The 24,942-nt window shown below is 61.4% G+C and carries 30 protein-coding genes; 25 read left to right on the top strand and 5 right to left on the bottom strand.

What is annotated here, in order from left to right:
* Positions 1–95 precede the first annotated feature (95 nt).
* On the top strand, positions 96–953 hold the full coding sequence (gene rsmA / locus ACOMDU_RS07745) for a 16S rRNA (adenine(1518)-N(6)/adenine(1519)-N(6))-dimethyltransferase RsmA (protein WP_421129812.1): 858 nt from the start codon (positions 96–98) through the stop codon (positions 951–953).
* 30 nt (positions 954–983) lie between these two features.
* Here rsmA and ACOMDU_RS07740 read toward each other — a convergent pair whose 3' ends face one another.
* Positions 984–1,547 carry an HD domain-containing protein gene (locus ACOMDU_RS07740; protein ID WP_421129811.1) on the bottom strand — a complete coding sequence of 188 codons (564 nt, stop codon included), beginning with the start codon at positions 1,545–1,547 and terminating at the stop codon, positions 984–986.
* 122 nt (positions 1,548–1,669) lie between these two features.
* Between ACOMDU_RS07740 and ACOMDU_RS07735 the strand changes: the two genes are divergently transcribed.
* On the top strand, positions 1,670–2,596 hold the full coding sequence (locus tag ACOMDU_RS07735; protein WP_421129810.1) for a phosphatase PAP2 family protein: 927 nt from the start codon (positions 1,670–1,672) through the stop codon (positions 2,594–2,596).
* A 51-nt stretch (positions 2,597–2,647) separates the two neighbouring features.
* Here ACOMDU_RS07735 and ACOMDU_RS07730 read toward each other — a convergent pair whose 3' ends face one another.
* Both ACOMDU_RS07730 and ACOMDU_RS07725 read right to left on the bottom strand, forming a co-directional pair.
* Positions 2,648–3,133 carry a hypothetical protein gene (locus ACOMDU_RS07730; RefSeq protein WP_421129809.1) on the bottom strand — a complete coding sequence of 162 codons (486 nt, stop codon included), beginning with the start codon at positions 3,131–3,133 and terminating at the stop codon, positions 2,648–2,650.
* Between the two features lie 115 nt (positions 3,134–3,248).
* On the bottom strand, positions 3,249–4,142 hold the full coding sequence (locus ACOMDU_RS07725) for a DMT family transporter (RefSeq protein WP_421129808.1): 894 nt from the start codon (positions 4,140–4,142) through the stop codon (positions 3,249–3,251).
* Between the two features lie 211 nt (positions 4,143–4,353).
* Between ACOMDU_RS07725 and ACOMDU_RS07720 the strand changes: the two genes are divergently transcribed.
* The 8 genes from ACOMDU_RS07720 (at position 4,354) to tsf (ending at position 10,898) form a co-directional block, all read left to right on the top strand.
* On the top strand, positions 4,354–5,268 hold the full coding sequence (locus ACOMDU_RS07720) for a nucleotidyltransferase family protein (RefSeq protein ID WP_022136380.1): 915 nt from the start codon (positions 4,354–4,356) through the stop codon (positions 5,266–5,268).
* Positions 5,269–5,272: 4 nt separating this feature from the next.
* Complete coding sequence (locus tag ACOMDU_RS07715) at positions 5,273–6,055, top strand: M15 family metallopeptidase (protein ID WP_421129807.1); 783 nt, start codon at positions 5,273–5,275, stop codon at positions 6,053–6,055.
* Positions 6,056–6,486: 431 nt separating this feature from the next.
* Complete coding sequence (gene infC, locus ACOMDU_RS07710) at positions 6,487–7,026, top strand: translation initiation factor IF-3 (RefSeq protein ID WP_421129806.1); 540 nt, start codon at positions 6,487–6,489, stop codon at positions 7,024–7,026.
* A gap of 43 nt (positions 7,027–7,069) precedes the next feature.
* Complete coding sequence (gene rpmI, locus ACOMDU_RS07705; protein WP_022136384.1) at positions 7,070–7,267, top strand: 50S ribosomal protein L35; 198 nt, start codon at positions 7,070–7,072, stop codon at positions 7,265–7,267.
* Between the two features lie 35 nt (positions 7,268–7,302).
* A complete protein-coding gene (gene rplT / locus ACOMDU_RS07700) occupies positions 7,303–7,653 on the top strand; it encodes a 50S ribosomal protein L20 (protein WP_421129805.1) in 351 nt (116 codons plus the stop codon).
* A gap of 122 nt (positions 7,654–7,775) precedes the next feature.
* A complete protein-coding gene (locus ACOMDU_RS07695) occupies positions 7,776–8,987 on the top strand; it encodes an FprA family A-type flavoprotein (RefSeq protein ID WP_421129804.1) in 1,212 nt (403 codons plus the stop codon).
* Positions 8,988–9,154: 167 nt separating this feature from the next.
* Positions 9,155–9,886, top strand: a complete 732-nt coding sequence (gene rpsB / locus ACOMDU_RS07690; protein WP_421129803.1) for a 30S ribosomal protein S2 — start codon at positions 9,155–9,157, stop codon at positions 9,884–9,886.
* Positions 9,887–9,971: 85 nt separating this feature from the next.
* A complete protein-coding gene (gene tsf, locus ACOMDU_RS07685; protein WP_421129802.1) occupies positions 9,972–10,898 on the top strand; it encodes a translation elongation factor Ts in 927 nt (308 codons plus the stop codon).
* 98 nt (positions 10,899–10,996) lie between these two features.
* Here tsf and ACOMDU_RS07680 read toward each other — a convergent pair whose 3' ends face one another.
* Positions 10,997–12,625 carry a bifunctional metallophosphatase/5'-nucleotidase gene (locus ACOMDU_RS07680; RefSeq protein ID WP_421129801.1) on the bottom strand — a complete coding sequence of 543 codons (1,629 nt, stop codon included), beginning with the start codon at positions 12,623–12,625 and terminating at the stop codon, positions 10,997–10,999.
* A 212-nt stretch (positions 12,626–12,837) separates the two neighbouring features.
* On the opposite strand from ACOMDU_RS07680, the gene ACOMDU_RS07675 reads away from it, so the two are divergent.
* The 7 genes from ACOMDU_RS07675 to ACOMDU_RS07645 all read left to right on the top strand — a co-directional run bounded on the left by ACOMDU_RS07675 (position 12,838) and on the right by ACOMDU_RS07645 (position 19,259).
* Entirely contained in the window at positions 12,838–13,692 is an 855-nt protein-coding gene (locus tag ACOMDU_RS07675; RefSeq protein ID WP_421129800.1) for a phosphate ABC transporter substrate-binding protein, read from the top strand.
* Between the two features lie 73 nt (positions 13,693–13,765).
* On the top strand, positions 13,766–14,635 hold the full coding sequence (gene pstC, locus ACOMDU_RS07670) for a phosphate ABC transporter permease subunit PstC (protein ID WP_421129799.1): 870 nt from the start codon (positions 13,766–13,768) through the stop codon (positions 14,633–14,635).
* Between the two features lie 2 nt (positions 14,636–14,637).
* A complete protein-coding gene (gene pstA, locus ACOMDU_RS07665; protein ID WP_421129798.1) occupies positions 14,638–15,504 on the top strand; it encodes a phosphate ABC transporter permease PstA in 867 nt (288 codons plus the stop codon).
* Positions 15,501–16,256, top strand: a complete 756-nt coding sequence (gene pstB / locus ACOMDU_RS07660; RefSeq protein WP_022136393.1) for a phosphate ABC transporter ATP-binding protein PstB — start codon at positions 15,501–15,503, stop codon at positions 16,254–16,256. Before pstA ends, pstB begins: the two co-directional genes overlap by 4 nt.
* Complete coding sequence (phoU, locus tag ACOMDU_RS07655; RefSeq protein WP_421129797.1) at positions 16,256–16,906, top strand: phosphate signaling complex protein PhoU; 651 nt, start codon at positions 16,256–16,258, stop codon at positions 16,904–16,906. The genes pstB and phoU overlap by 1 nt, the downstream gene beginning before the upstream one ends.
* Positions 16,907–16,926: 20 nt before the next feature.
* Positions 16,927–17,601 carry a response regulator transcription factor gene (locus ACOMDU_RS07650; protein ID WP_421129796.1) on the top strand — a complete coding sequence of 225 codons (675 nt, stop codon included), beginning with the start codon at positions 16,927–16,929 and terminating at the stop codon, positions 17,599–17,601.
* A complete protein-coding gene (locus tag ACOMDU_RS07645) occupies positions 17,598–19,259 on the top strand; it encodes a sensor histidine kinase (protein WP_421129795.1) in 1,662 nt (553 codons plus the stop codon). Before ACOMDU_RS07650 ends, ACOMDU_RS07645 begins: the two co-directional genes overlap by 4 nt.
* A gap of 66 nt (positions 19,260–19,325) precedes the next feature.
* On the opposite strand, the gene ACOMDU_RS07640 is transcribed toward ACOMDU_RS07645, so the two are convergent.
* Positions 19,326–19,694 carry a metal-dependent transcriptional regulator gene (locus tag ACOMDU_RS07640; RefSeq protein ID WP_421129794.1) on the bottom strand — a complete coding sequence of 123 codons (369 nt, stop codon included), beginning with the start codon at positions 19,692–19,694 and terminating at the stop codon, positions 19,326–19,328.
* Between the two features lie 243 nt (positions 19,695–19,937).
* Between ACOMDU_RS07640 and ACOMDU_RS07635 the strand changes: the two genes are divergently transcribed.
* From ACOMDU_RS07635 to ACOMDU_RS07600, 8 genes are all read left to right on the top strand, one after another.
* Complete coding sequence (locus ACOMDU_RS07635; RefSeq protein ID WP_022136398.1) at positions 19,938–20,150, top strand: FeoA family protein; 213 nt, start codon at positions 19,938–19,940, stop codon at positions 20,148–20,150.
* A gap of 64 nt (positions 20,151–20,214) precedes the next feature.
* Positions 20,215–20,436 carry a FeoA family protein gene (locus tag ACOMDU_RS07630; protein ID WP_022136399.1) on the top strand — a complete coding sequence of 74 codons (222 nt, stop codon included), beginning with the start codon at positions 20,215–20,217 and terminating at the stop codon, positions 20,434–20,436.
* Between the two features lie 96 nt (positions 20,437–20,532).
* Positions 20,533–22,935 carry a ferrous iron transport protein B gene (feoB, locus tag ACOMDU_RS07625; RefSeq protein WP_421129793.1) on the top strand — a complete coding sequence of 801 codons (2,403 nt, stop codon included), beginning with the start codon at positions 20,533–20,535 and terminating at the stop codon, positions 22,933–22,935.
* A 48-nt stretch (positions 22,936–22,983) separates the two neighbouring features.
* Positions 22,984–23,166 (top strand): FeoB-associated Cys-rich membrane protein, encoded by a 183-nt coding sequence (locus ACOMDU_RS07620; RefSeq protein WP_022135081.1) that lies wholly within the window; start codon positions 22,984–22,986, stop codon positions 23,164–23,166.
* 59 nt (positions 23,167–23,225) lie between these two features.
* Entirely contained in the window at positions 23,226–23,483 is a 258-nt protein-coding gene (locus tag ACOMDU_RS07615; protein WP_421129792.1) for a heavy-metal-associated domain-containing protein, read from the top strand.
* 159 nt (positions 23,484–23,642) lie between these two features.
* Positions 23,643–23,924 (top strand): DUF2325 domain-containing protein, encoded by a 282-nt coding sequence (locus tag ACOMDU_RS07610; protein WP_022135079.1) that lies wholly within the window; start codon positions 23,643–23,645, stop codon positions 23,922–23,924.
* A 12-nt stretch (positions 23,925–23,936) separates the two neighbouring features.
* Entirely contained in the window at positions 23,937–24,488 is a 552-nt protein-coding gene (locus ACOMDU_RS07605; RefSeq protein WP_421129791.1) for a DUF3793 family protein, read from the top strand.
* A 21-nt stretch (positions 24,489–24,509) separates the two neighbouring features.
* Positions 24,510–24,935 carry a flavodoxin gene (locus ACOMDU_RS07600; RefSeq protein WP_421129790.1) on the top strand — a complete coding sequence of 142 codons (426 nt, stop codon included), beginning with the start codon at positions 24,510–24,512 and terminating at the stop codon, positions 24,933–24,935.
* Positions 24,936–24,942 lie beyond the last annotated feature (7 nt).

Here is a 24,942-nt window from a genome sequence, read left to right as displayed (position 1 = left end):
CGGCACGGAAAAAGACAAACTTTTTCCGGCTTTTCGTTGCGCGGGTGGGGAAAAGGTGGTACAATGGCGGCAGTATGCAGTGAAGGAGAAACACGATGGATCTGTGTGATCGGAACGATATACAGGCACTGCTGGCGCGGCACGGCTTCCACTTTGCCAAGGCGCTGGGACAGAACTTTCTCATCCGGGGTGACGTGGCGGAGGATATCGCCGCGGCGGGCTGCGTTCCCGGCTGCGGCGTGCTGGAGGTAGGCCCCGGCATCGGCGCACTGACGGTGCAGCTGGCCCGGCGGGCGGAAAAGGTGGTGTCGGTGGAGCTGGACAAGCGCCTGCCGCCGGTGCTGGCGGAGACTATGGCGGACTATGACAACTTCACCCTGATCGAGGGCGACGTGATGGCGCTGGATCTGGCGGCGGTGACGGCGGAGAAGTTTCCGGGCTTGCCGGCGGTGCTGTGCGCCAATCTGCCCTACAACATCACCACACCGTTTCTCACGGCCTGTGTCCGGGCCGGGTGCTTCCGGCAACTAACGGTGCTCGTTCAAAAAGAGGTAGCCCTGCGGATCTGCGCGAAGCCGGGCACGGCGGATTACGGCGCGTTTTCCCTGCTGATGCAGTACTACACCGTGCCGGAACTGCTGTTCGAGGTGCCCAACAGCTGCTTCATGCCGCCGCCCAAGGTGACATCCGCCGTGGTGCGCTGCGTTACAAGAAAGGACCCGCCGGTACAGGTGCGGAGCGAGGAGGCCTTCTGGCGGACGGTGCGCGCGGGCTTTGCCCTGCGGCGCAAGACGCTGGTGAACAGCCTGCAGACCGGCTGGCAGCTGCCTAAGGAGCAGCTGGCGGCCATCGTCGCCGGCTGCGGCCTGTCCCCCACCGTGCGGGGCGAGGCCCTGGGCCTGGAGGAGTACGCGAGGCTGTCCGATGCGCTGCTGGCGGCAGCGGGTGAATAAAAAGCTTCCCGGCATTTGCCGGGAAGCTTTTTATTCGCCTTTTTCTATCTTTGCCTCCGTCTCCCGCCGGATGGCGGCGCGAAGCGCCGTGAGGTATGGGGAGAACGCCACGTTCTCGTCGGCGTAGGTCAGGTTCAGGTCGTACTCCCGGGGCAGCCAGGAGGAGATAGGGGACTCGTTGTGGGCGATGACGGCCTCCAGCTTGTCCAGCGCCTTATAGAGCTTGGCCTCCGGCGTCTCCAGCGCGTCCATCTCCGCGTACAGGGCGGCCATCTCCGTGCGGTAAGGCTGGGGCAGCGTCCCTACCCATTGGATCAGGAGGGCGTCCTCCTTCGCTGTGTCGGCGTCGGTCTTGAGAAAGCTGGGGATATCGCCGGTAAAGCACTCGCCCAGGTCGTGGATCAGGCACATTTTAATGACCTTGTCCATATCCGTATCCGGGAACTCGTCCCGAAGAAAGAAGGCCGCCAGCGCCAGCCGCCAGCTGTGGTCGGCCACGCTCTCGTGACGGTTCCCAGGCGTCCAGCAGTGGCGGGTGGTGTCCTTCAGACGGTTGGCGGTGTGCAGGACGGAGAGCAGCTCTTCAGGCTTCATGGCGGGGCCTCCTTGCGTTTTTCCACAGTATAGCATGGTGCCGCGGTGCCGTCAACGCTTGCACTTGCACGGCGGAGAAAAGTGTAGTAGAATAGCGGAAGAACATAAAGGAGGGAGACTTTATGGGAGTTTTGTACGCGCTGGAGAGCATCCGCACGCCTGCGCTGGATAAGATCATGTCGGTCATCACGCTGCTGGGCGGCGAGCTGTTCTTCATGGTCATCGCCGTGACGGTGTTCTGGTGCGTCAGCAAGCGCGAGGGCTATTACCTGATGATCGTGGGCTTCTTTGGCACGGTCATCAATCAATTCCTGAAAATACTCTGCTGCGTGCCCCGGCCGTGGATAAAGGACCCGGATTTCACCATTGTGGAGTCTGCCCGGGCGGAGGCCATGGGGTATTCCTTCCCCAGCGGTCACACACAGAACGCCGTGGCCACCTATGGCGGCATCGCCCGGTATACTCGCCGCGGCTGGCTGCGGGTGGTGCTGGTCGTGCTGACGGTGCTCATCGCGTTCAGCCGGATGTATCTGGGTGTCCACACGCCGCTGGATGTGGGGGTGTCGTTCCTGATCGCGGCGGCGCTGGTGCTGCTGGTGTATCCGTTGATGGAGGAGTCCGACCGCCGTCCGGTGGTGCTGACGTACACCATCCTGGTCATGGTGCTGTGCAGTGCTGCGTTCGTGGGGTATCTGTACCTGCGGGGGGACACCGGTGCCACTGCCGAGGACACCGCCAACTACGTCAGCGCGCTGGAGAACGGCTGGAAGCTGCTGGGCGCCACGGTGGGTATGCTGATATCCAACATCGCCGACCGGAAGCACATACGGTTCGAGACACAGGCGGTGTGGTGGGCGCAGCTCATCAAGCTGGCAGTGGGCTTTGGCTGTCTGCTGGCCATACGCTCCGGGCTGAAAGCGCCGCTGATCGCCCTGCTGGGCGGCAACGCCGCCATCGCCGGGGGCATCCGCTACCTGCTGGTGGTGCTGTTCGCCGGGTGCGTGTGGCCCCTGACGTTCTGGTGGTTCAGCCGCCTGGGGAGAAGGTAAAAAGATATAAAACCGCCCCTGCTCCAATGGCCTTGGAGCGGGGGCGGTGCTTTACTGCATGATGGCCAGTGTGCGGGCGGCGTCTATGTCGCCGATGGCGACATACGAGAAGTCCTCTGCATCCCAGCGGCCGGAGATATGGTTGTTGGTGACGGTGTGCTCCGTCCAAAGTCGGATGACCGTGCAGAAGCGGTCGGACGCCGCGGAGATGCTGTGGAGGGGGGCGGTCACCCAGCAGCCGGAGTCGTCTATGACAAAGAGGGAGCTGGCGGTGTTGCCGTCAAACTGGGCGCGTAGGGCGGCGCATTGCAGAATGCCGGGGATGTCGCAGCTGCCGGTGTATGTACTGCGGCGGAACGTGCCGTGGAAGGACACGGGAACCTCCTCTGCCGTGCCGTCGTTGGGGACAGTGCAGAGATAGCCGTTGCCGTCGTAGTCGATGGACACGCCCCTGTCCCAGCAGGCGAAAATGAATACGGCGGTGAACAGCAGCAGAATGGGAAGCCAGACCTTGCGGGATGTACATATCTGTCGCATGGGGAGCCCTCCTTTACGGTGTTGTACCTACTGTAAGTATACCAAAAACGGGGAGAAAAGCAACAAGAAAACCGTGCGCGGCTGTACGGCGCACGGTTTTTGTATGTACGGGAGGTCAGGCGGTCTCCTTGGGCTTCTTCAACGCCACGATGACGCCCACGGTGATCAGCACCGCACCGATGACACTCATCACCGTGATCTGCTCGTCCAGCAGCAGGTAGCCCACCACCAGCGTCACGAAGGGGGAGGCGTACAGATAGTTGTTGGTGATGACCACGCCCAGCCGCTGGAAGGCGATGTTCCAGATGGCGAAGCACACGGCGTTGCCGAACACGCCCAGGAACAGCCAGCTCAGCAGGACGTTGGTCTGGGTGAACAGGGGGTGCAGGTCGGGCATACCGTCCGTCAGCAGCATCAGCGGTACGGCGGTGATGAAGGCCCATAGCATGACCCGGCGGGTGACCAGGAAGTTGTCATACTGCTCGGTGTATTTCTTGATAAGGATGGAGTACACGGCCCACATGAGGGCGGCGGCCAGGGCGATCAGGTCGCCCAGAGGGTTCAGGTGGAAGGTCAGCTGGCCGTTGAGCACCACCAGCACCACACCGGCGATGGCGATGACCGCGCCGATGTACACGAATTTACCCAGGCGCTCGCCATTGCGGGAGAACAGCTGGGCCAAAATGACCGTCAGGATGGGGGACAGGGCGATGATGATGCTGACATTGGCGGCGAAGGTGTAGGTCAGCGCTGTATTCTGCAGGAAGAAGTAGAAGCTGCCGCCGGTAACGCCGATGAGGATGAACATCAGCTCGTCCCTCCAGGGGAGATTCAGAGTCTTGGGCCGCAGCGCCCACAGCGTGATATAGGCCAGGCCCATCCGCAGGGGGATGATCTGGATAGCGGTATAGGCGGTGAGCATCTGCTTGGTCAGCACGAAGCAGCTGCCCCACACCAGAATGGTGAAAATGGCGTACACATGGCCCATGACTTTTTGCGTGGCGGACATGGCGGTTCTCTCCTTATGACTCTATTTCTCTCATCTTACGCGGCAGCTGGCCGCAAAAAATCATTATACACGGCGGAAAAGGAAAAATCCAGTAGTTCCCGGGTATTTTCTTCCAAATGCCTTAACTTTCTATTAAGACGCTTGAAATGCGCTTGTTTTTTTTGCCATCCGTGGTATGATGGTAGCTATGAAAAATCAAGGAGGAAAGACTATGCACGCAGCGCTGGTCATCATGGCGGCGGGGATCGGTTCCCGCTACGGCGGCAGCAAGCAGACCGACGGCGTGGGGCCCCACGGAGAGATACTGATGGAGTACGGTGTGTACGACGCGGTGCGGGCGGGCTTTGACAAGGTCGTGTTCATCATCAAGCCGGATATGCGGGAGCTGATGGAGCGCCTGTGCGGCAATATGGCGTCCCGGCTGCACACGGCGGACGGGCGGCCCGTGGAGGTCCGTTACGCCTATCAGGACGACACGACACTGCCGGCGTGGTATACAAAGCCGGCGGGGCGGACAAAGCCCTTCGGCACGGCCCACGCGGTGCTGTGTACCCGCGATATCGTACACGAGCCCTTCTGCGTCATCAACGCCGACGATTTCTACGGCGCGGACGCTTACCGCACCATATATGCGGAGCTGCAGCGCCTGCCGGAGACGGGCGCGGCCACCATGGTGGGCTATCTGCTGAAGAACACCGTCACTGCCCATGGCACCGTGTCCCGGGGTGTGTGCCATGTGAAGGACGGGTATCTCAGCGACATCCGCGAGACGCTGAAGATCGCCCTGCTGCAGGACGGCGTCATCCGGGACGAGGATACCGGAGCGGTGCTGGACGGCGACACGGTGGTGTCCATGAACTTCTGGGGCTTTGCCCCCTCCGTCTTCGACGCGTTGGAGACGTATTTCCACGACTTCCTCCGCAGCGAGGCGGGGCAGTCGGTGAAGGCCGAGTGCCTGCTGCCCACCATGGTGGGCGACCTGCTGGCGGCGGGAGAGCTGCGTGTCAGCGTGCTGAAGTCGGCGGACCGCTGGTTCGGCATGACGTATCATGAGGACCGCGCCCGGGTGGCGCAGGCGCTCAGCAAACTGCACGAGACGGGGGCATACCCCGAGGAATTGAGGTAACAGAATGGATTACGAAAGAGAACGCCGCCGGCAGAAGCGCTACCGGGAGGCCATGCGGAACCGCATCATCGCCGCCGTGTTGCTGGCCGGCATCATCGTGGGTGCGATATTCATCATCAAGGGCTGCAAAAAGGACGATGCTCCGGCGGACGACGCCCAGAACACGAATCAGCCCGTGGACAATGTAGGCGACACTACGACACCGGATAACGTCATCGTGGACGACGAGCTGCTGACACTGGTGAACCCCTGGAACCCCCTGCCCGATGACTGGACGGTGGACCTGGTGACACTGGATGACGGCCACCGGGTGGACAGCCGCTGCTATGAGGCGTATATGGAGATGATCAACGCCTGCAAGGCGGCGGGCTACAGCCCGGTCAACTGCTCCAGTTACCGCGCGCAGGAGACGCAGCAGAGCCTGTACGACAACAAGGTGCAGCGGCTCATCAGCAGCGGCATGAGTGAAGAGGAGGCCAAAACCGAGGCGGCCAAGGCCGTGGCCATCCCCGGCACCAGCGAGCATCAGCTGGGCCTGGCGGTGGACCTGGTGGACGCCAATATGCAGGACCTGACCTCTGCTCAGGAGAGCACGGAGACCCAGAAGTGGCTCATGGCCAATTCCTGGCGGTACGGCTTCATCCACCGCTACCCCAACGGAAAGACCGATATCACCGGTATCATCTATGAGCCGTGGCACTACCGCTATGTGGGCAAGGACGCGGCACAGGAGATCTTCAACCGGGATATCACACTGGAGGAGTATCTGGGCAAGACGGAGCATTGATGGATATAAAGGGAGGGGCCGTCCGGCCCCTCCCTTTATACGAAGACATGAAGAAGTTATTTGCAGTTTTTCGCGTTCTTGGCGTTCTTGGTATTGGTGTTTTCCGTGTTGTCGGTGGTGTTGGTGGTGTTGGTGTTCTTGGTGTTTTTGGTGTTCTTCGTGTTATCCATGAGATATACCTCCATTTTCTGTACCCTTTGTACCTCAGGTACAACCATAGTTTCACCGCCGCCGCAGAAAATATGTAAAAAAATTCTGGAAAAAGCCGTTGACAAACACGCCGGGATAGTATAAAATATCCGAGAAAACAAAGAAGGTCGGTGCATCCGCCTCACCTCCAGCAACGGCAAAGAGGTCAACAGCGTCATACAAGCGCCCGAAAGGGCTGTTTGTGTTGTTTCGCGGATGCCCGGAGCGTCCGCGTTTTTATTTTGGATTGGAGGTGCTTCGGTATTAGCAAGGTACAGCATCAACTGAACGAGGAGATCACCGACAAGGAGATCCGACTGATCGGCGAGAATGGCGAGCAGCTGGGCATTGTGTCCGGCGAGGAGGCGCTGCGCACCGCAGAGGAGCAGGGCCTGGATCTGGTAAAGATCTCTCCGCAGGCAACGCCTCCGGTGTGCAAGCTGATGAACTACGGCAAGTACAAGTTCGAGCAGAGCAAGCGCGAGAAGGAAGCCAGAAAGAACCAGCACGTTGTCGAGATCAAGGAGATCCGTATGTCTCCGGGCATCGACGTGGGCGACTTCAACACCAAGCTGAAGAACGCGCAGAAGTTCCTGTCCGACGGCAACCGCGTCAAAGTCTCCGTCCGCTTCCGCGGCCGCGAGATGGCGCACACCGAGATCGGACGCGATCTGCTCAACAAGTTCGCCGAGCTGTGTACCGAGGTGTCCACCCTGGACAAAGCCGCCAAGCTGGAGGGCCGGAATATGTCTATTTTCCTGTCCCCCAAGGTCGGCAAATAAGCATTTCATTCGCAAAGGATCATATTGGAAGGAGAAAACAACTATGCCTAAACTGAAGACCCATAGCGGCGCAAAAAAGCGCTTCAATCTGACGAAGACCGGCAAGGTCAAGAGAGCTCACGCGTTCAAGAGCCACATCCTGACCAAGAAGGACACCAAGCGTGGCCGTCGTCTGCGCAGCACCACCTATGCTGACTGCACCACCGAGGCGACCATCCGCAAGATGATCCCCTACAAATAAGATACGTTTTCGTTAGAATAGGAGGCAATTAGAATATGGCACGTGTTAAAGGCGCAATGATGGCGCGTAAAAGAAGAAACAAGACGCTGAAGCTGGCTAAGGGCTACTGGGGCGCCAAGTCCAAGCATTTCAAGATGGCCAACGAGCAGGTCATGAAGTCTCTGACCTACGCCTATGTGGGCCGCCGCCTGAAGAAGCGGGACTTCCGTCAGCTGTGGATCACCCGTATCTCCGCCGCTGTGAAGCCCAACGGTCTGAACTACTCCACCTTCATGCACGGTCTGAAGGTCGCCGGCATCCAGATCAACCGCAAGATGCTGTCCGAGATGGCCATCAGCGATCCCGTGGCGTTTACCGCCCTGTGCGAGATCGCCAAGAAGGCGTAAATCTTGTGCACATACAGCGCTCTGCCGAAGGCAGGGCGCTGTTTTTCGCATTTCGGTGCTGGAAAAAGCTTGACAATACTGCTATAATACCCCTGAAAAGATCATGGAAAGGATGAATGACCATGTATTGCATCAGAAAAGTCAACGACGACTACACCTGGGTGGGCGCGGATTGCCGCCGTCTGGCCCTGTTCGAGGGCGTGTTCGGCGTGCCCGACGGCGTCAGCTTCAACAGCTATCTCCTGATGGACGACAAGACTGTCCTGTTCGACACGGTGGACAGCGCCGTGCGTACCACCTTCCGTGAAAATGTGGCCCACGTCCTGAACGGCAGAGCACCGGACTATCTGGTGGTCCACCACATGGAGCCGGACCACGCTGCCGAGATGGCCGACCTGGCCCGTCAGTACCCGGACATGGCCATCCTGTGCAGTGCCGCCGCCAAGAACATGATCGCTCAGTTCTTCGACGCGGAGCTGGCCGGCCGCGTCACCGTGGTGAAGGAGGGCGATACCTTATGCACCGGCTGCCATACCCTGCGCTTTATCGCCGCGCCCATGGTCCACTGGCCGGAGGTGCTGATGACCTATGACGGGACGGACAAACTGCTGCTGTCCGCCGATGCCTTCGGCAGCTTCGGCGCGCTGAACGGTACCCTGTTCGCCGATGAGGTGGACTTCGACCGGGAGGTGCTGGACGAGGCACGGCGGTATTATACCAACATCGTGGGCAAGTACGGCGCACAGGTCCAGGCGGTGCTGCAAAAGGCCGCCGGACTGGATATTCGTATGCTGCTGCCGCTCCACGGCCATGTCTGGCGGCAGGATCTGGGCTATATCCTGGGCAAATACGACCTGTGGAGCCGTTGGGAGCCGGAGGTCCGCGGCGTGATGATCGCCTACGCCTCCGTGTACGGCAACACGGAGAACGCCGCCAATATCCTGGCCTGCCGTCTGGTGGAGCAGGGGGTAAAGGTGAAAATGTACGATGTGTCCGTAACGCCCAGCTCCTATGTGGTGTCCGACGCCTTCAAGTACAGTCACCTGGTGTTTGCCGCACCTACCTATAACGGCGGCGTGTTTATCACCATGGACGAGGTTCTGCGGGACATCGCCTCCCACGGCCTGCAGAACCGCGGCTTTGCCCTGCTGGAAAACGGCACCTGGGCGCCGGTCACCGCCCGGCAGATGGCCGCCCTGCTGGAGCCCCTGAAGGGCTGGCGGCAGGTGGGGGAGAGCGTGACCGTCCGTTCCGCCGCCCACGCGCCCCAGATGGCGGCCATCGAGGGCCTGGCCGCCGCCCTGATTGCGGATATTTCCGGGGAAAAGCAGTAAAAAACTGCGGAAAACGGGCAAAAACTTCTTGCATTATGCCGTGCCGCGTGGTATTATATTGCGGTAAATCCGCACAGCTTCAGACTTTCGGTCGGTGCCGCAAGGTTGGCCGGAGGGCGGAAGAGGCTGGAGGTACAAACTAAAATCAAAAGGAGAAACAAACCAACATGGCAAATCAGAACGTCGTATCCATGAAGTCCCTGCTGGAGGCAGGCGTCCACTTCGGTCACCAGACCCGCCGCTGGAACCCCAAGATGGCTCCCTATATCTACACGGAGCGCAACGGCATCTATATCATCGACCTGCAGAAGACCGTGAAGAAGCTGGAGGAGGCCTATGCCTTCGTGCGTCAGCTGTCCGAGAACGGCCAGACCCTGCTGTTCGTGGGTACCAAGAAGCAGGCCCAGGAGGCCATCAAGGACGAGGCTGCCCGCTGCGGCCAGTACTATGTCAACGCCCGCTGGCTGGGCGGCATGATGACCAACTTCAAGACCATGCGTACCCGTATCGACCGTCTGAACCAGCTGAAGACCATGCAGGCTGACGGCACCTTTGATATGCTGCCCAAGAAGGAAGTCATCAAGCACCTGGGCGAGATCGAGAAGCTGGAGAAGTACCTGGGCGGCGTGAAGGAAATGAAGAAGCTGCCCGGCGCCCTGTTCATCGTGGACACCCGCAAGGAGCGCAACGCTATTGCCGAGGCCCATCGTCTGGGCATTCCTGTTGTGGCTATCGCCGATACCAACTGCGATCCCGATGAGATCGATTACCCCATCCCCGGCAACGACGACGCCATCCGCGCCATCAAGCTGATCGCCTCCGTTATGGCCAACGCCATGATCGAGGGCCGTCAGGGCGAGCAGGTGGAGGAGGCCGCCGAGGCCAAGGACGCCGAGTAAGCCAACTCGATAGATACCGCGTAACGCACGGGGCAGGGAAGTGTCCCTGCCCCTTTTAATTCAACTTTTACAGGAGGAAATACAAATGGCTTTTACTGCTGCTGATGTGAAGACCCTGCGCGAGATGACCAGCGTGGGTATGATGGACTGCAAGAAGGCGCTTGTCGAGTGCGACGGCGATATGGACAAGGCTGTCGAGTGGCTGCGCGAGAAGGGCCTGGCCAAGGCTGCCAAGAAGGCCGGCCGCATCGCCGCCGAGGGTATGTCCTATGCCCTGACCGAGAACGGCGTGGGCGTCGTGGTCGAGGTCAACTGCGAGACCGACTTCTGCGCCAAGAGCGACCTGTTCGTGGCCTTTGTCAAGGACATCGCCAAGGTCATCGCCGAGCAGGACCCCGCCGATGTGGACGCCCTGATGAACTGCAAGTATGTCGGCTCCGACCTGACCGTTTCCGAGACCATGCCCGAGAAGGTCATGTCCATCGGTGAGAACCTGCAGATCCGCCGCTTCGTCCGCTTCTCCGAGAACACCAGCGTGGGCTACGTCCATGCCGGCGGCAAGATCGGCGTGCTGGTGAACCTGGCTGTGGACGGCGGCATCGACGCCACCGAGATCGGCAAGAACGTCGCCATGCAGATCGCGGCCCTGAACCCCCGCTTCTGGGACAAGTCCCAGGTCACCGATGAGGTGCTGGCCGAGGAGAAGAAGATCGCGCTGGCCCTGATGGACACCGATCCCAAGATGGCTTCCAAGCCCGAGGCCGTCAAGGAGAAGATCGTCATGGGCAAGATGAACAAGTTCTACGAGGAGAACTGCCTGCTGCAGATGGAGTTCGTCCGCGGCGACATCTTCCAGGGCAGCGTGGAGAAGTACGTGGCCGACGCCGCCAAGAAGCTGGGCGGCAGCGTCAAGTTCGTGGACGCCGTTCGCTTCCAGACCGGCGAGGGCATCGAGAAGAAGCAGGAGGACTTCGCCGCCGAGGTCGCTGCTCAGATGAACATGGGAAAGTAATTGCAGATGCACAAAACACCCTTCGGCTCACGCCGAGGGGTGTTTTTTCGCATATAAAAAGGACCGCCGTGAGGCGGTCCTTTTTATGTGCGGATATGTCAGGAAACGAGCACGTGGATGCGCCCCGCGGGCTCGCCGTACTTGTCGGCGGCAACGGTGCCGTTCAGCACGGTGGTGATGTAGTCCATGACCACCTCGTCCATGGGGATGCCCAGGTCGTAGTTGGCGGTGGCGTTGACAAAGCGGTAGTAGGTGTCGCCGCCGCTGGCCATAAAGTCGTTGGTGGCGATGGTGTACGTGGTCGCCGGGTCAAAGTCCTTGCCGCCCACGGTCTTGATGGTCACGCGGTTGATGGTCTTGGGGGCGAAGTAGGTGGTGCCGGGATACTCGTCGCCCTGGTCATAGCCCTTGGTGGTGTCCACGGTGAACTCGATGCCGGATACCTGGGGGAAGCCGCCGATGGCCTCCGGCGTGCAGAAGGTGGAGGCCTCCAGCACCTCCAGCAGCTCCGTACCGGTGATCTTGATGATGCTCAGGGTGTTGCCGAAGGGCAGCACGGTGTTGACGTCCTTCTTGGTGATGTCGCCGGCCTCGATGGTGGCGCGGATGCCGCCGCCGTTGGTGATGGCCGCGTCAACAGTCTCGCCCTGCTGCTCGGCGCCCCACACCAGCGCGTCGGTGATCAGGTCGCCCAGATTGGTCTCCTGCGTGCGGTTGCCGGGGTCCTTCTCGCCGTTCAGCGTCACCTCGGTCTTGGCGAACACCGTGCCGTAGTCGGCCTCGATCTCGGCGATGATGGCGGCGGCGCGGGCGGCGATGGCGTCGTCGGCGGCCACCTCAATGCCCTCGGTGGGCACGCACGTGGTGGTGATGGTGCTGTCCTTGATGGCCACAACGCCGATGTTCTCCAGCTTCGTGCCGGTAGAGGTCAGGATAGTGTCGCCTACCTTGCGGTCCGTGTTGGTCTTCTCAACGATCTCCTCCTCAGTGGAGTGAGAGTGACCGTCGATGAACACGTCGATGCCGGTGACCTTGTTCAGCAGGTCGATAGAGCGGTTGCCGGTGGCAGCGGTCTCATCGTCGATGCCCAGGTGGCCCAGGCAGATGACGTAGTTGCAGCCCTCGTCCTCACGCAGCATATTCGCCATATCCTGCGCGATCTGGTACATTTCCTCACCGCCGGCGAAGGTCACGCCCTGGATCTTGCCGGGGTGGGCCTTTGTGGCGGTCTCCGGGGTGTCCAGACCGAACACGCCGATCTTGGTGCCGCCGGGGGTGGTGAACACGGCCGCATCGTCAAAGGCCAGCTCGCCGTTGTACTTCACGTTGGCGGCCAGCACGGGGAACTGGGCGTTCTCCATGTTCTTCTTCAGCGCCTCGAAGCCGTAGTCGAACTCGTGGTTGCCCAGCGCCACAGCGTCGTAGCCCACCATGTTCATCAGCTCCACAGCCGTTGCACCCTCAGACACACTCACAGCGGTGTCGCCCTGACTGAAGTCGCCGGCGTCCAGGATCAGCACATACGCGCCCTCAGACTCATACTGGCTGGCCAGCGCCGCTACCTTGGCGTAGTTGGAAACAGCGCCGTGTACGTCGTTGGTGTGAAGGATCACCACCGGCTCCGTGGCGGTGGCGTCCTTACCGGGAGCGGGCTTTTTTTCGCCGCAGGCCACCAGGGTGAACACCATGGCCAGGGCTAGCAGCAAAGACAGCAGCTTTTTCTTCATACTCCTTATTCCTTCCTTTCAGCGTTTTTGCACATTTTCTGCGCCTGCTGTATGGCCATTGTACCGTATTCCACGGCTGAACGCAAGCTTTTCCCGGTTTTTATTTTACATGGATTTTACACCAGCGGGATTTTTCCCTTTACATTGGGCACTTACAATAAAAACCGTACAAGGGAGTTATCCAAAACGACGAAAGAAACGAGGTAATTCATATGAAGAAGATCATTGCACTGGTCCTGACAGCCCTGCTGGCCCTGAGCCTGGTGGCCTGCGGCAGCGAGACCAAGACCGACGACACCGACAAGACCGAGGACAAGACCGCCGCCGAGCTGACCGGCACCGTCTCCACCGACGGCTCCACCTCCATGGAGAAGGTCATCGGCGCCCTGAGCGAGTCCTTCATGGCGCAGAACGGCGGCGTCACCGTTAACTACAACCCCACCGGCTCCGGCTCCGGCATCACCGCCGTGCAGGAGGGCACCTGCGACATCGGCCTGTCCTCCCGTGCGCTGAAGGATGAGGAGAAGTCCGCCGGCCTGAAGGAGACTGTGCTGGCCTATGACGGCATCGCCATCATCGTTCACCCCGACAACCCCGTCAGCGACCTGTCCGTTGAGCAGATCGCCAAGCTCTACACCGGCGAGATCACCAACTGGAAGGACGTGGGCGGCAATGACGCCGAGGTGGTCCTCATCGGCCGCGAGGCCGCCAGCGGCACTCGCGATGGCTTCGAGTCCATCACCGGCACCAAGGACAAGTGCCAGTATCGTCAGGAGCTGACCTCCACCGGTGATGTGATCACCGCCGTCAGCCAGAACCCCGATGCCATCGGCTACGCCTCTCTGGCCTCCATCAAGGACACCGTCAAGGCCCTGAACGTGGATGGCGTCACCCCCGGCGAAGCCACCGTCAAGGACGGCAGCTATAAGGTCCAGCGTCCCTTCGTGCTGGTGACTGTGGACGGCAAGGCCCTCTCTCCCGCGGCCCAGGCGTTCTTTGACTACGCCACTTCCTCCGACGCAGCTTCCATCATCGCCAAGGCCGGCGCTGTGGCAGTCGCAGGTTAACAGGTAAGGCACGGACACAGGCGACATCCCCGCGCGGGGTGCCGCCTTGCCCCGTATCTGCTGAGGTGCATATATGAAAGCAAAACGATTTATGGAGAACGCCATCCATGGCTTCTTTCTGCTGATGGGTCTGGTGACGGTGGGCTGCGTGCTGCTGATCTCCGTCTACCTCGTTGTCTCCGGCATCCCCGCTATCCGTGAGATCGGCCTTGTGAAGTTCCTCTTTGGCCCCGTGTGGAATTCCAACGCGGCGGAGCCCCGGTTCGGCATCCTGCCCTTTATCCTTACCAGTATTTACGGTACTGCGGGCGCGATCCTGCTGGGCGTGCCCGTGGGCTATATGACCGCCGTGTTCCTGGCCAAAATGGCCCCGCCGAAGCTGAAGACCGCCGTCTCCGCCGCGGTGAGCCTGCTGGCGGGCATCCCCTCCGTGGTCTACGGTCTGGTGGGTATGCTGGTGCTGGTGCCGGGCATCCGTCAGGTCTTCCATATTCCCGACGGCTCCGGCCTGCTGGCGGCCATCATCGTGCTGGCCATTATGATCCTGCCCTCCATTATCAACGTGGCCATGACGGCCCTGGAGGCGGTGCCCCGTGAGTACGAGGACACCTCTTTGGCACTGGGTGCCACGGAGACGGAAACATGGTTCCGCGTTTCCGTCCCCGCTGCCCGCAGCGGCATCGCTGCCGCGGTGGTGCTGGGCGTAGGCCGCGCCATCGGCGAGGCCATGGCCGTGATGATGGTCTCCGGCAACGTGCCCAATATGCCCTCCCTGTTCCAGAGCGTGCGGTTCCTGACCACCGCCGTGGCCAGCGAGATGGGCTACGCGGCGGCAGGTCTGCAGCGTCAGGCGCTGTTTTCCATCGCGCTGGTGCTGTTCCTGTTCATCATGCTCATCAACGCCGCGCTCAATTTCTTCCTCAAGCGAAGTAAGGAGAAGTGACCATGGACAAACATCAATTCTCTGCCCGCCGCCGTATCTGGGGCGGGACCATGCGGGGCCTGATGGTCCTCTGCACCGCCGTTACCTGCGCGCTGGCGGTGTTTCTCATCGTCTATGTGCTCGTCAAGGGCGTGCCCAACCTGAGCTGGCAGCTGCTGAGCACCAAGCCCAGCTATCTGGACGGCTCCATCGGTATCCTGCCGGATATCATCACCACCGTCTGCACGGTGCTGACCACGCTGCTGGTGGTGCTGCCCCTGGGCGTTTGCGCCGCCGTGTACCTGACGGAGTATGCCGCCAACAAGAGGGTAGTGGCCGTTATCGAGTACGCCGCCGAGACGCTGTCCGGCATCCCCTCCATTATCTACGGCCTGGTAGGCCAGATGTTCTTCTGTCAGTTCCTGGGCATGAAGAAATCTCTTCTCGCCGGCGCCATGACCCTGGTCATCATGAACCTGCCCACCATCATGCGTACTACGCAGGAGAGCCTGAAGACCGTGCCCCAGTCCTACCGCGAGGGCGCCTTCGGTCTGGGCGCCGGCAAGTGGCGCACCATCCGCACGGTGGTGCTGCCCAGCTGTGTGGACGGCGTGCTCACCGGCTGCATTCTGGCCGTGGGCCGTATCCTGGGCGAGACGGCAGCCCTGCTGTACACCGCGGGCTTTGCCCACACGCTGTACAACAGCCTGCGCGCCACGCTGGAGGGCTCCGGCGCCACACTGTCCGTGGCCCTGTATGTCTATGCCAAGGAGCAGGGCGAGTTCGATGTGGCCTTCGCCATCGCCGCCATCCTCATGGCGCTGGCCCTGCTCATCAACCTGGCGGCTATGCTGACCGGGCGTTACTTCAAGAAACGGAGGAGCCTATGAGCGATATCATCACCGTAAACGATCTGAACCTGTGGTACGGACCCACCCAGGCGCTGCACCACGTCACCATGTCCGTGCCGGAGAACAGCATCACCGCCCTCATCGGCCCCTCCGGCTGCGGCAAGTCCACATTTCTTAAAACGCTGGACCGTATGAACGACCTGATCCCCGGCGTAAAGGTGGAGGGCCAGGTGCTCTACAAGGGACAGGATATTTATGCCCCCGGCGTGGACGTCAGCCAGCTGCGCCGTGAGGTGGGCATGGTGTTCCAAAAGCCAAATCCCTTCCCCATGAGCATCTACGACAACGTGGCCTACGGCCCCCGTACCCACGGCATCCGCAACAAAGCCAAGCTGGACGAGCTGGTGGAGCAGTCCCTGCGGCGTGCCGCCATCTGGGACGAGGTGAAGGACCGCCTGAAAAAGAATGCCCTGGGCCTCTCCGGCGGCCAGCAGCAGCGTCTGTGCATCGCCCGTGCCCTGGCGGTGGAGCCCACCGTGCTGCTGATGGATGAGCCCACTTCGGCCCTGGACCCCATCTCCACCTCCCGTATCGAGGAGCTGGCGGTGGAGCTGAAGCAGCATTACACCATCGTCATCGTCACCCACAATATGCAGCAGGCACTGCGTATCTCGGACCGCACCGCCTTCTTCCTGCTGGGCGAGCTGGTGGAGTACGGCGACACGGAGACCATGTTCTCCACGCCCAGCGAAAAGCGCACCGAGGATTACATCACCGGGAGGTTTGGATAATGCGTAGTCAATTCGATAAACAGCTGGCCCAGCTCCACCGCGAGCTCATCGAGATGGGTGCCCTGTGCGAGCAGGTCATCGCTCTGTCCTCTCAGGCCCTCACCAACCGCGATACCGCCCTGGCGGAGAAGGTCGCGCCCCTGGACCACGAGATCGACCGCAAGGAGCGCGACATCGAGAACCTCTGCCTGCGGCTCCTGCTCCAGCAGCAGCCGGTGGCTGGCGACCTGCGGCAGATCTCCGCTGCCCTGAAGATGATCACGGACATGGAGCGTATCGGCGACCAGGCCGACGATATAGCCGAGATCCTGCTCTGCCGCGCCGGCCGGCCTCTCAGCGCCGGCGACACCCTGCGGGATATGGCCCGGGCCACCATCCGCATGGTCAGCGAGAGCGTGGACGCCTATGTCCGGCAGGATGTGGACCTGGCCCAGCAGGTCATCGCCGCCGACGATGAGGTGGACGGCTATTTTGACCGGATCAAGGCCCACCTCATCGACCGTATCGCCAAGGACGTGGATGACGGTGAAGCCACACTTGACTTACTGATGATCGCCAAGTATTATGAACGTATCGGCGACCACGCCACCAACATCGCCGAGTGGGTGATGTTTTCTGTCACCGGCGTGCACAAGACCGAGGCCACTTGAGCCAAAAGGAGGGACCCCACATGATCTGGTGTGTAGAGGATGACGCCAGCATCCGCGATATCGAGCTGTACGCCCTGCGATCCGCCGGGCTGGAGGCCGAGGGCTTTACCGACGGCGCCGCCTTCTGGCAGGCCCTGCAAAGCGAAAAGCCCGACCTGGTGGTGCTGGACGTGATGCTCCCCGGCATCGACGGCACGGAGCTGCTGGGCCGTATGCGCGCCTCCACGTCCCTGCGCCGCATCCCGGTCATTATGGCCACCGCCAAGGGCGCGGAGTATGACCGCGTCCGGGCGCTGGACGGCGGCGCGGACGACTATCTGACCAAGCCCTTCAGCGTCATCGAGCTGGTCTCCCGGGTCAAGGCGGTGCTGCGCCGCTGCCAGCCGGAGGGAGACAGCTCCATCCTCCGCAGCGGCGAGGTGTCGCTGGATACCCGTGCCCACACCGTCCTGTCCGGCGGCGAACGCGTCGACCTGACCTACAAGGAATACGAGCTGCTGCGCCTGTTCCTCAGCCACCCCGGCACGGCCTACACCCGCGACCGGCTGATGGAGCTGGTCTGGGGCGTGGATTACTGCGGCGAGAGCCGTACCGTGGATATGCACATCCGTACCCTGCGCCAGAAGCTGGGCAAGGCCGGCGCACACATCACCACGGTCCGCGGCGTGGGCTACCGTTGGGAGGAGACCATATGACAAAAAAGATATTTCGCTCCACCGTGGCGGTGGGGCTTGCGGTGCTGCTGGCCAGTCTGGTCATTATCATGGGCGCACTGTACACCTATTTCGGCCATGTCCAGGAGCAGCAGCTCCGGGATGAGCTGTCCATCGCCGCTGCGGCCATGGAGTCCGGCGACGGCGAGGCCTATCTGTCCAAGCTGCACTCCGACAATTACCGCATCACCTGGCTCCGCGCCGACGGCACGGTGCTCTATGATACGAAGGCTGACGCTGCGGCTATGGAGAACCACGCCCAGCGCGAGGAGATCCGTCAGGCCCTGGCCAACGGCGCCGGTGAGTCCAGCCGTTACAGCGCCACTCTGCTGGAAAAGACCCTCTACTACGCCCGCCGGCTGCCGGACGGCACGGTCCTGCGCCTGTCCGCCAGCCGCGTCACCATGGGCGTGCTGCTTCTGAGTATGTTCCCCGCTATCCTGGCGGTCATCGCTGTGGCCCTGATCCTCTCCGGCATTCTGGCCGGCCGCGTGTCCCGCCGCATCACCCGCCCCCTGAACACCCTGGACCTGGAGCACCCCCTGGAAAACGACGCCTACGAGGAGCTTTCGCCCCTGCTGCGCCGACTGGAGCACCAGCGGCGTCAGATCGACGATCAGCTGCGTTCTCTGCGCCGCCGGTCCGAGGAGTTTGAACAGATCACCGCCAGCATGACCGAGGGCCTGGTGCTGGTGGACAACGGCGGCACCATCCTCAGCATGAACCCCGCCGCCTGCGCCGTGTTCCACACCGACGCGGCCTGCGTGGGCCAGCCTCTGCTGACCGTGGAGCGCGGCAGCGCCGTCAGCCACGCCCTCCACGATGCCATGGACACCGGCCACGGCGAGACCCGTATGGAGCGCGACGGCCGCGAGTACCAGTTCGACATGACCCGTATCCAGGCCGACGGCGAGGTGGTGGGCGCGGTGCTGCTGACCTTCGACGTCACCGAGCAGGCCTACGCCGAGCGCAACCGCCGCGAGTTCACCGCCAACGTCTCCCATGAGCTGAAGACCCCGCTTCAGGGCATCATCGGCAGCGCCGAGCTGCTGGAGAACGGCATGGTCCGGCCTGACGATGTGCCCCGCTTCGTGGGCCATATCCGCGGCGAGGCCCAGCGCCTGGTGACGCTGATCAACGACATCCTCCGCCTGTCTGAGCTGGACGAGGGCGGCAGCCTGCCCACCGAGCCGGTGGAGCTGCTCTCCCTCTGCACCGACACGGTCAAGTCGCTGGAGAGCGCCGCACAGCAGCGCCAGATCACCATGACCGTCACCGGCGATGCCGTTACGGTCCCTGGCGTCCGCCGTCTGCTGACCGAGACGGTCTTCAACCTCTGCGACAACGCCATCAAGTACAATAAGGACGGCGGCAGCGTCGCCGTCGCCGTGGGCCGTGACGGCCCCGACGCCGTGGTCACGGTGGCCGATACCGGCATCGGTATCCCGCCGGAGCACCAGGGCCGCGTCTTCGAGCGCTTCTACCGCGTGGACAAGAGCCACTCCAAGGCCTCCGGCGGTACCGGATTGGGCTTGTCCATCGTCAAGCACGCCGTGGCTTATCACCACGGCACCGTCACGCTGGACAGCCGTGAGGGGGAGGGCACCACCTTTACCCTCCGCCTGCCGTTGGAAGCGTAAACGCGAAAATGCCCGCCTCTGCGGGCGGGCATACAAAAAGACCACCCGATAGGGTGGCCTTTTTTGTCATAAATGCGCCTTTGCGTGGGCACAGATGGCGTCAAAGGTCTTCTGACTGATATCGTGTTCGATCTTGCAGGCATCTGTCTCCGCCGTAGCGGCGTCGATGCCCAACGCCATCAGGAATTTCGTCAGCGTGTGGTGCCGGTCCAGCATACGCTCGGCGATGGCCATACCGCTGGCCGTCAGGGTGATGAGTCCGTCCTTGTCCATCGTGATATAGCCGTTTTCCCGCAGCCGTTTGGTGGCGTAGGTCACGCTGGGTTTTGTCACGCCCAGATGCTCGGCTACGTCGATGGAACGGATGTAGCCGTGCTGCTGCTGCATCATCAGCATCGTCTCTAAATAGTCCTCGGAAGCGCGCAGTATCTGCATAAAAAGTGTCACCAACTTTCCCCAATACACTTTTAACAGCATACCACAATTTTCACAAACTTACAAGTGCGGTAAAAAAATTTCGTTCTCCCTATTGACAAAGAGGGTTTGAGGTATTAAACTGTGCCATAGGTTAAGGAGGGCTAACCGTCGCGGTCCGCCATGGGCCGGGAAAGTCCTTTCAGAACTGCTTTTTTCAGACACAGGGTTAGCGCAAGCTAACCGTGAAACGGAGGGATACACATGATGCCTTTGATGCTGGCAGACGCCGGAACGGAGCAGCTCATCCACAAGGTGGGCGGCAGCCCGGAGGTCAAAAAGCACTTGGAGGACCTGGGCTTCACCCCGGGCAGCACCGTCACGCTGGTGTCCGCCATGGGCGGCAACGTCATCGTGAAGGTCAAGGAGTCCCGCGTGGCCATCAGCGAGGAAATGGCCCGCAAGATCATGGTCTGATAGCCGCGCCAAGCGGTTATTGCATTTGAGAAACAAAAATATCACATAGAAGGAGAGCAGAAGCATGAAAACATTGCGTGAAGTCAAGATCGGCGAGACCGTCAAGGTCGTCAAGCTCCACGGCGAGGGCCCCGTCAAGCGCCGTATCATGGACATGGGCATCACCAAGGGCGTGGAGGTCTATGTCCGCAAGGTTGCCCCTCTGGGCGATCCCATGGAGGTCACTGTCCGCGGCTACGAGCTGAGCCTGCGTAAGGCCGACACCGAAATGATCGAGGTCGAGTGATGACCTGCGGCGCCGTGTTCCGGTGCCGGAAATACGTTCGTTATTTAAATTCATCTGTATATAGGTTCAACAAGATTAACCGGAAGGAGAGACACTATGGAAAAACAGATAAAGATCGCGTTGGCAGGTAACCCCAACTCTGGCAAGACCACCCTGTTCAACGCGCTGACCGGCTCCAACCAGTTCGTGGGCAACTGGCCCGGCGTTACGGTGGAGAAGAAAGAGGGCAAGCTGAAGAAGCACGATGACGTGGCCATCATGGACCTGCCCGGCATCTACTCCCTGTCCCCCTACACCCTGGAGGAAGTGGTCGCCCGTAACTACCTGATCACCGAGCGCCCCGACGCCATCCTGAACATCATCGACGGTACGAACCTGGAGCGTAACCTGTACCTGACCACCCAGCTGACCGAGCTGGGCATCCCCGTTGTCATCGCCATCAACATGATGGACGTGGTCCGCAAGAACGGCGATAAGATCAACGTGGAGGAGCTGAGCCGCGAGCTGGGCTGCAAGATCGTGGAGATCTCCGCCCTGAAGGGCGAGGGCATTATGGAGGCCGCCGAGGCCGCTGTGCAGGCCGCCAAGTCCACCAAGACCGTTCCCATGCACACCTTCTCCGGCCCCGTGGAGCACGCCATCGCCCACATCGAGGAGGCCGCCGTACATAACCTGCCCGAGGAGCAGCAGCGCTGGTACGCCATCAAGATCTTCGAGCGCGATGACAAGGTGCTGGATCAGCTGAAGATCGACCCGACCGTCATGGCCCACATCGAGGAGGACATCAAGGCCGCCGAGAAGGAGCTGGACGACGACGCCGAGAGCATCATCACCAACGAGCGCTATGTGTACATCGCCGAGATCATCAAGGCCTGCTACAAGAAAAAGAACGCCGGTCAGCTGTCCGCTTCCGATAAGATCGACCGCATCGTGACCAACCGCTGGCTGGGTCTGCCCATCTTCGCCGCGGTGATGTTCCTTGTGTACTACATCTCCATGGTCACCGTTGGCTCCGCCGCTACCGACTGGGCAAACGACGGCCTGTTCGGCGACGGCTGGCACCTGTTCGGCATCGGCTCCGGTGAGTACAACGAGGTGTCCGAGGCGTATGGAAACGCGTCCCTGATCGTGGACGGCTACGAGGCCTACATCGAGGAGAACGGCGCCTTGGCCGCCGACGGCACCTTCACCTACGACGTGGAGGACGAGGAGACGCTGGCCGTTACCACCGAGACGGCGACGCTGGCCGACTATGAGAAAGCCAAGGCCACGCTGGACGAGATCGGCGACGAGCCTGACCCCGCCGACTACGGCGTGTGGGTGCCCGGTGTTCCTGTGCTGGTGGGCAACGCGTTGGAGTCCGCCGGTGCTGCCGACTGGCTGTCCGGCCTGATCCTTGACGGTATCGTCGCCGGTGTCGGCGCGGTGCTGGGCTTCGTGCCCCAGATGCTGGTGCTGTTCCTGCTGCTGGCGTTCCTGGAGGCCTGCGGCTACATGGCCCGTATCGCCTTCGTTCTGGATCGTATCTTCCGCAAGTTCGGCCTGTCCGGTAAGTCCTTCATCCCCATGCTGATCGGTACCGGCTGCGGTATCCCCGGCGTTATGGCCTCCCGTACCATCGAGAACGAGCGCGACCGCCGCATGACCATCATGACCACCACGTTCATCCCCTGCGGCGCCAAGGTGCCCTTCATCGCCATGATCGCCGGCGCCATTTTCGGCGGCAGCGCATGGGTGTCCACCTCCGCTTACTTCATCGGTATGGCCGCCATCGTCATCTCCGGCATCATGCTGAAGAAGACCAAGATGTTCGCCGGTGACCCCGCTCCCTTCGTCATGGAGCTGCCCGCCTACCACTGGCCCACGCTGGGCAACGTCCTCCGCTCCATGTGGGAGCGCGGCTGGTCCTTCATCAAGAAGGCCGGCACCATCATCCTGCTGTCCACCATCTTCGTGTGGTTCACCAGCTACTTCGGCTGGGTGGACGGCACCTTCCAGATGCTGTCCGATGAGCAGATCGACTGCTCCATCCTGGCGGCCATCGGCGGCGCCATCGACTGGATCTTCGCACCCCTTGGCTGGGGCAACTGGCAGGCGGTCGTCGCCTCCATCACCGGCCTGGTGGCCAAGGAGAACATCGTGGGCACCCTGGGCGTCCTGTACGGCGGCGGCGACGGCAGCGTCTACGACGCTATGGCCGCGGCTTTCACCGGTATCACCGCTTACAGCTTCCTGGTGTTCAACCTGCTGTGCGCCCCCTGCTTCGCTGCCATTGGCGCCATCAAGCGCGAGATGAACAGCCGCAAGTGGACCTGGTTCGCCATCGGCTATCAGTGCGTGTTCGCCTATGTGATCGCGCTGATGATCAACCAGTTCGGCGCTCTGTTCACCGGCAACGCCAACATCCTGGGCGTCATCGTGGCGGTGCTCCTGCTGGCCGGCATCATCTATATGCTGTGCAAGCCCTACAAGGAAGCCACCAAGCTGTCCGTTAAGTAAACTGTCCCCGTAATTACCCTCTTACCCCATAGAAAGGAGTGAACTTCCATGCTGCAATGGCTGTCAGCAAACCTGGGCACCATCCTCATCAGTGCCGCCTTACTTGTCGTTGTGATCCTCATCATCCGCTACCTGCTGCGCCAGAAGAAGGCGGGAAAGTCCTCCTGCGGTGCCGGCTGCGCCCACTGCGCCATGCACGGCCAGTGCCACAGCCAGAGCTGCAAGCACTGAATAGAGCAGGGGGGAGGCATCGTCAGTGCCTCCCCCCGCGTCTAAAAGGAGATGTCACCATGACAGAAACCATCCTGAAGGTGGACGGCATGGCCTGCGGTATGTGCGAAAGCCACATCAACGACACCGTCCGAAACAAGTTCTCCGTCCAGAAGGTCACGTCCTCCCACACCAAGGGCGAGACGGTGATCCTCTCGGAGCAGCCCCTGGACCAGCAGGCGCTGCGTGACGCCATCGCCGCCACCGGCTACACGGTCACAGCGATGGACGCCCATCCCTACGAGAAAAAGGGTCTCTTTTCCTTCCACAGAAAGTGACCCGTCAAAGAAGCGCCCTCCCCCGGCGCTTTTTTGAAAACCGATAGTTAAATCACTCTAACCAAAGTTAGAAGAAGCTAACCGCGTATCATCCGGAAGAAACGAGCAAAAATACCGTCGAGCAATATTCGGCGGCACGGAACAGAAAGGAAGTGCGATATGAGCGTCGTGATCTTAGGCGGCAACGAGTGCATGGAGCGTCGTTACAAGGACCTGTGTCAGTCCTACAAATGCTCCGCCAAGGTGTTCACCAAACCCTCCGGCGGCCTGAAAAACAAGCTGGGCAGTCCGGACCTGATGATCTTCTTCACCTCCACCATGTCCCACAAGCTGGTGCAGAGCGCCCTCAGCGAGCTGAAGGGCACGCCGACCCGTATCGAGCGCTGCCATACCAGCTCTCTGTCCGCCCTGCGGAGCATTCTGGAAAAACACGCCGGTTAAGGAGGAACCCCTATGTCCGAAGAGATGGTCGTGCGCCAGTGCGCCCCCACCCTGGCCGGTATCAAGACCGGCAGTCTCTTTCCCTGTCCCTGCACGGACCGGGATGCGCTGCTGGACGAGGTGCGGCAGCTGAACCGCCGCCTCTCGCCCAAGGGCCTGTGCCTGCTGCCCCTCCGCTTTACCGAGGGCAGCGCCCTGCTGTACCTCTACCGCCCCGCCACTCTCCGCCGCGATCTCAGCGACGATCTGGCCCGCCGCCTGCTGGCGGAGGCCGGCTATGACGGCGGCAGCTGCGGCCGCTGTGTGGCCACGCTGATCCGCCGCTTCCGTCAGGGTGCGGACTTCCCCCACGAGATCGGCCTCTTCCTCAGCTACCCTCCTGAGGACGTCAAGGGCTTCGTGGATAACCGTGCCCGCAGCTACAAGTGCGCGGGGCTGTGGAAGGTGTACAGCGACGAGGCCCGGGCCCGGCGGCTCTTCACCCGGTTCAAGCGCTGCACGGACACATACTGCAAGCTCTGGCAGGCCGGCGCGACGATCGATCAGCTGGCTGTGGCGGGGTAACGATCGAAAGGAGAAACGACAATGAAAAAGACTGCTGTGATCTATTGGAGCGGCACCGGCAACACCGAGGCCATGGCCAATGCCGTGCTGGAGGGCATGACCGCCGCCGGCGCGGATGCCAAGCTGCTGACGGTGGACCAGGTGAACACCGCCGAGCTGAACGGCTATGCCGCCATTGCCTTCGGCTGCCCGGCCATGGGCAGCGAGGTGCTGGAGGAGATGGAGTTCCAGCCCATGTTCGACGCCTGCAAGAACTGCCTGGGCGGTAAGGCCGTGGCCCTGTTCGGCTCCTACGGCTGGGGCGACGGCGAGTGGATGCGCTCCTGGGAAAAGGACTGCGCCGATGCCGGCGTGAACCTGGTCTGCGACAGCGTGATCTGCTGCGAGGCCCCGGATGACACCGCCCTGGATGCCCTGCGCGCCATGGGCAAGACCCTGGCAGCTTGAACGCTTT

The sequence above is a fragment of the Vescimonas sanitatis genome, from assembly GCF_049060325.1.
Classification (GTDB): domain Bacteria; phylum Bacillota; class Clostridia; order Oscillospirales; family Oscillospiraceae; genus Vescimonas; species Vescimonas sanitatis.
This window is presented reverse-complemented; position numbering and strand designations above follow the sequence as displayed.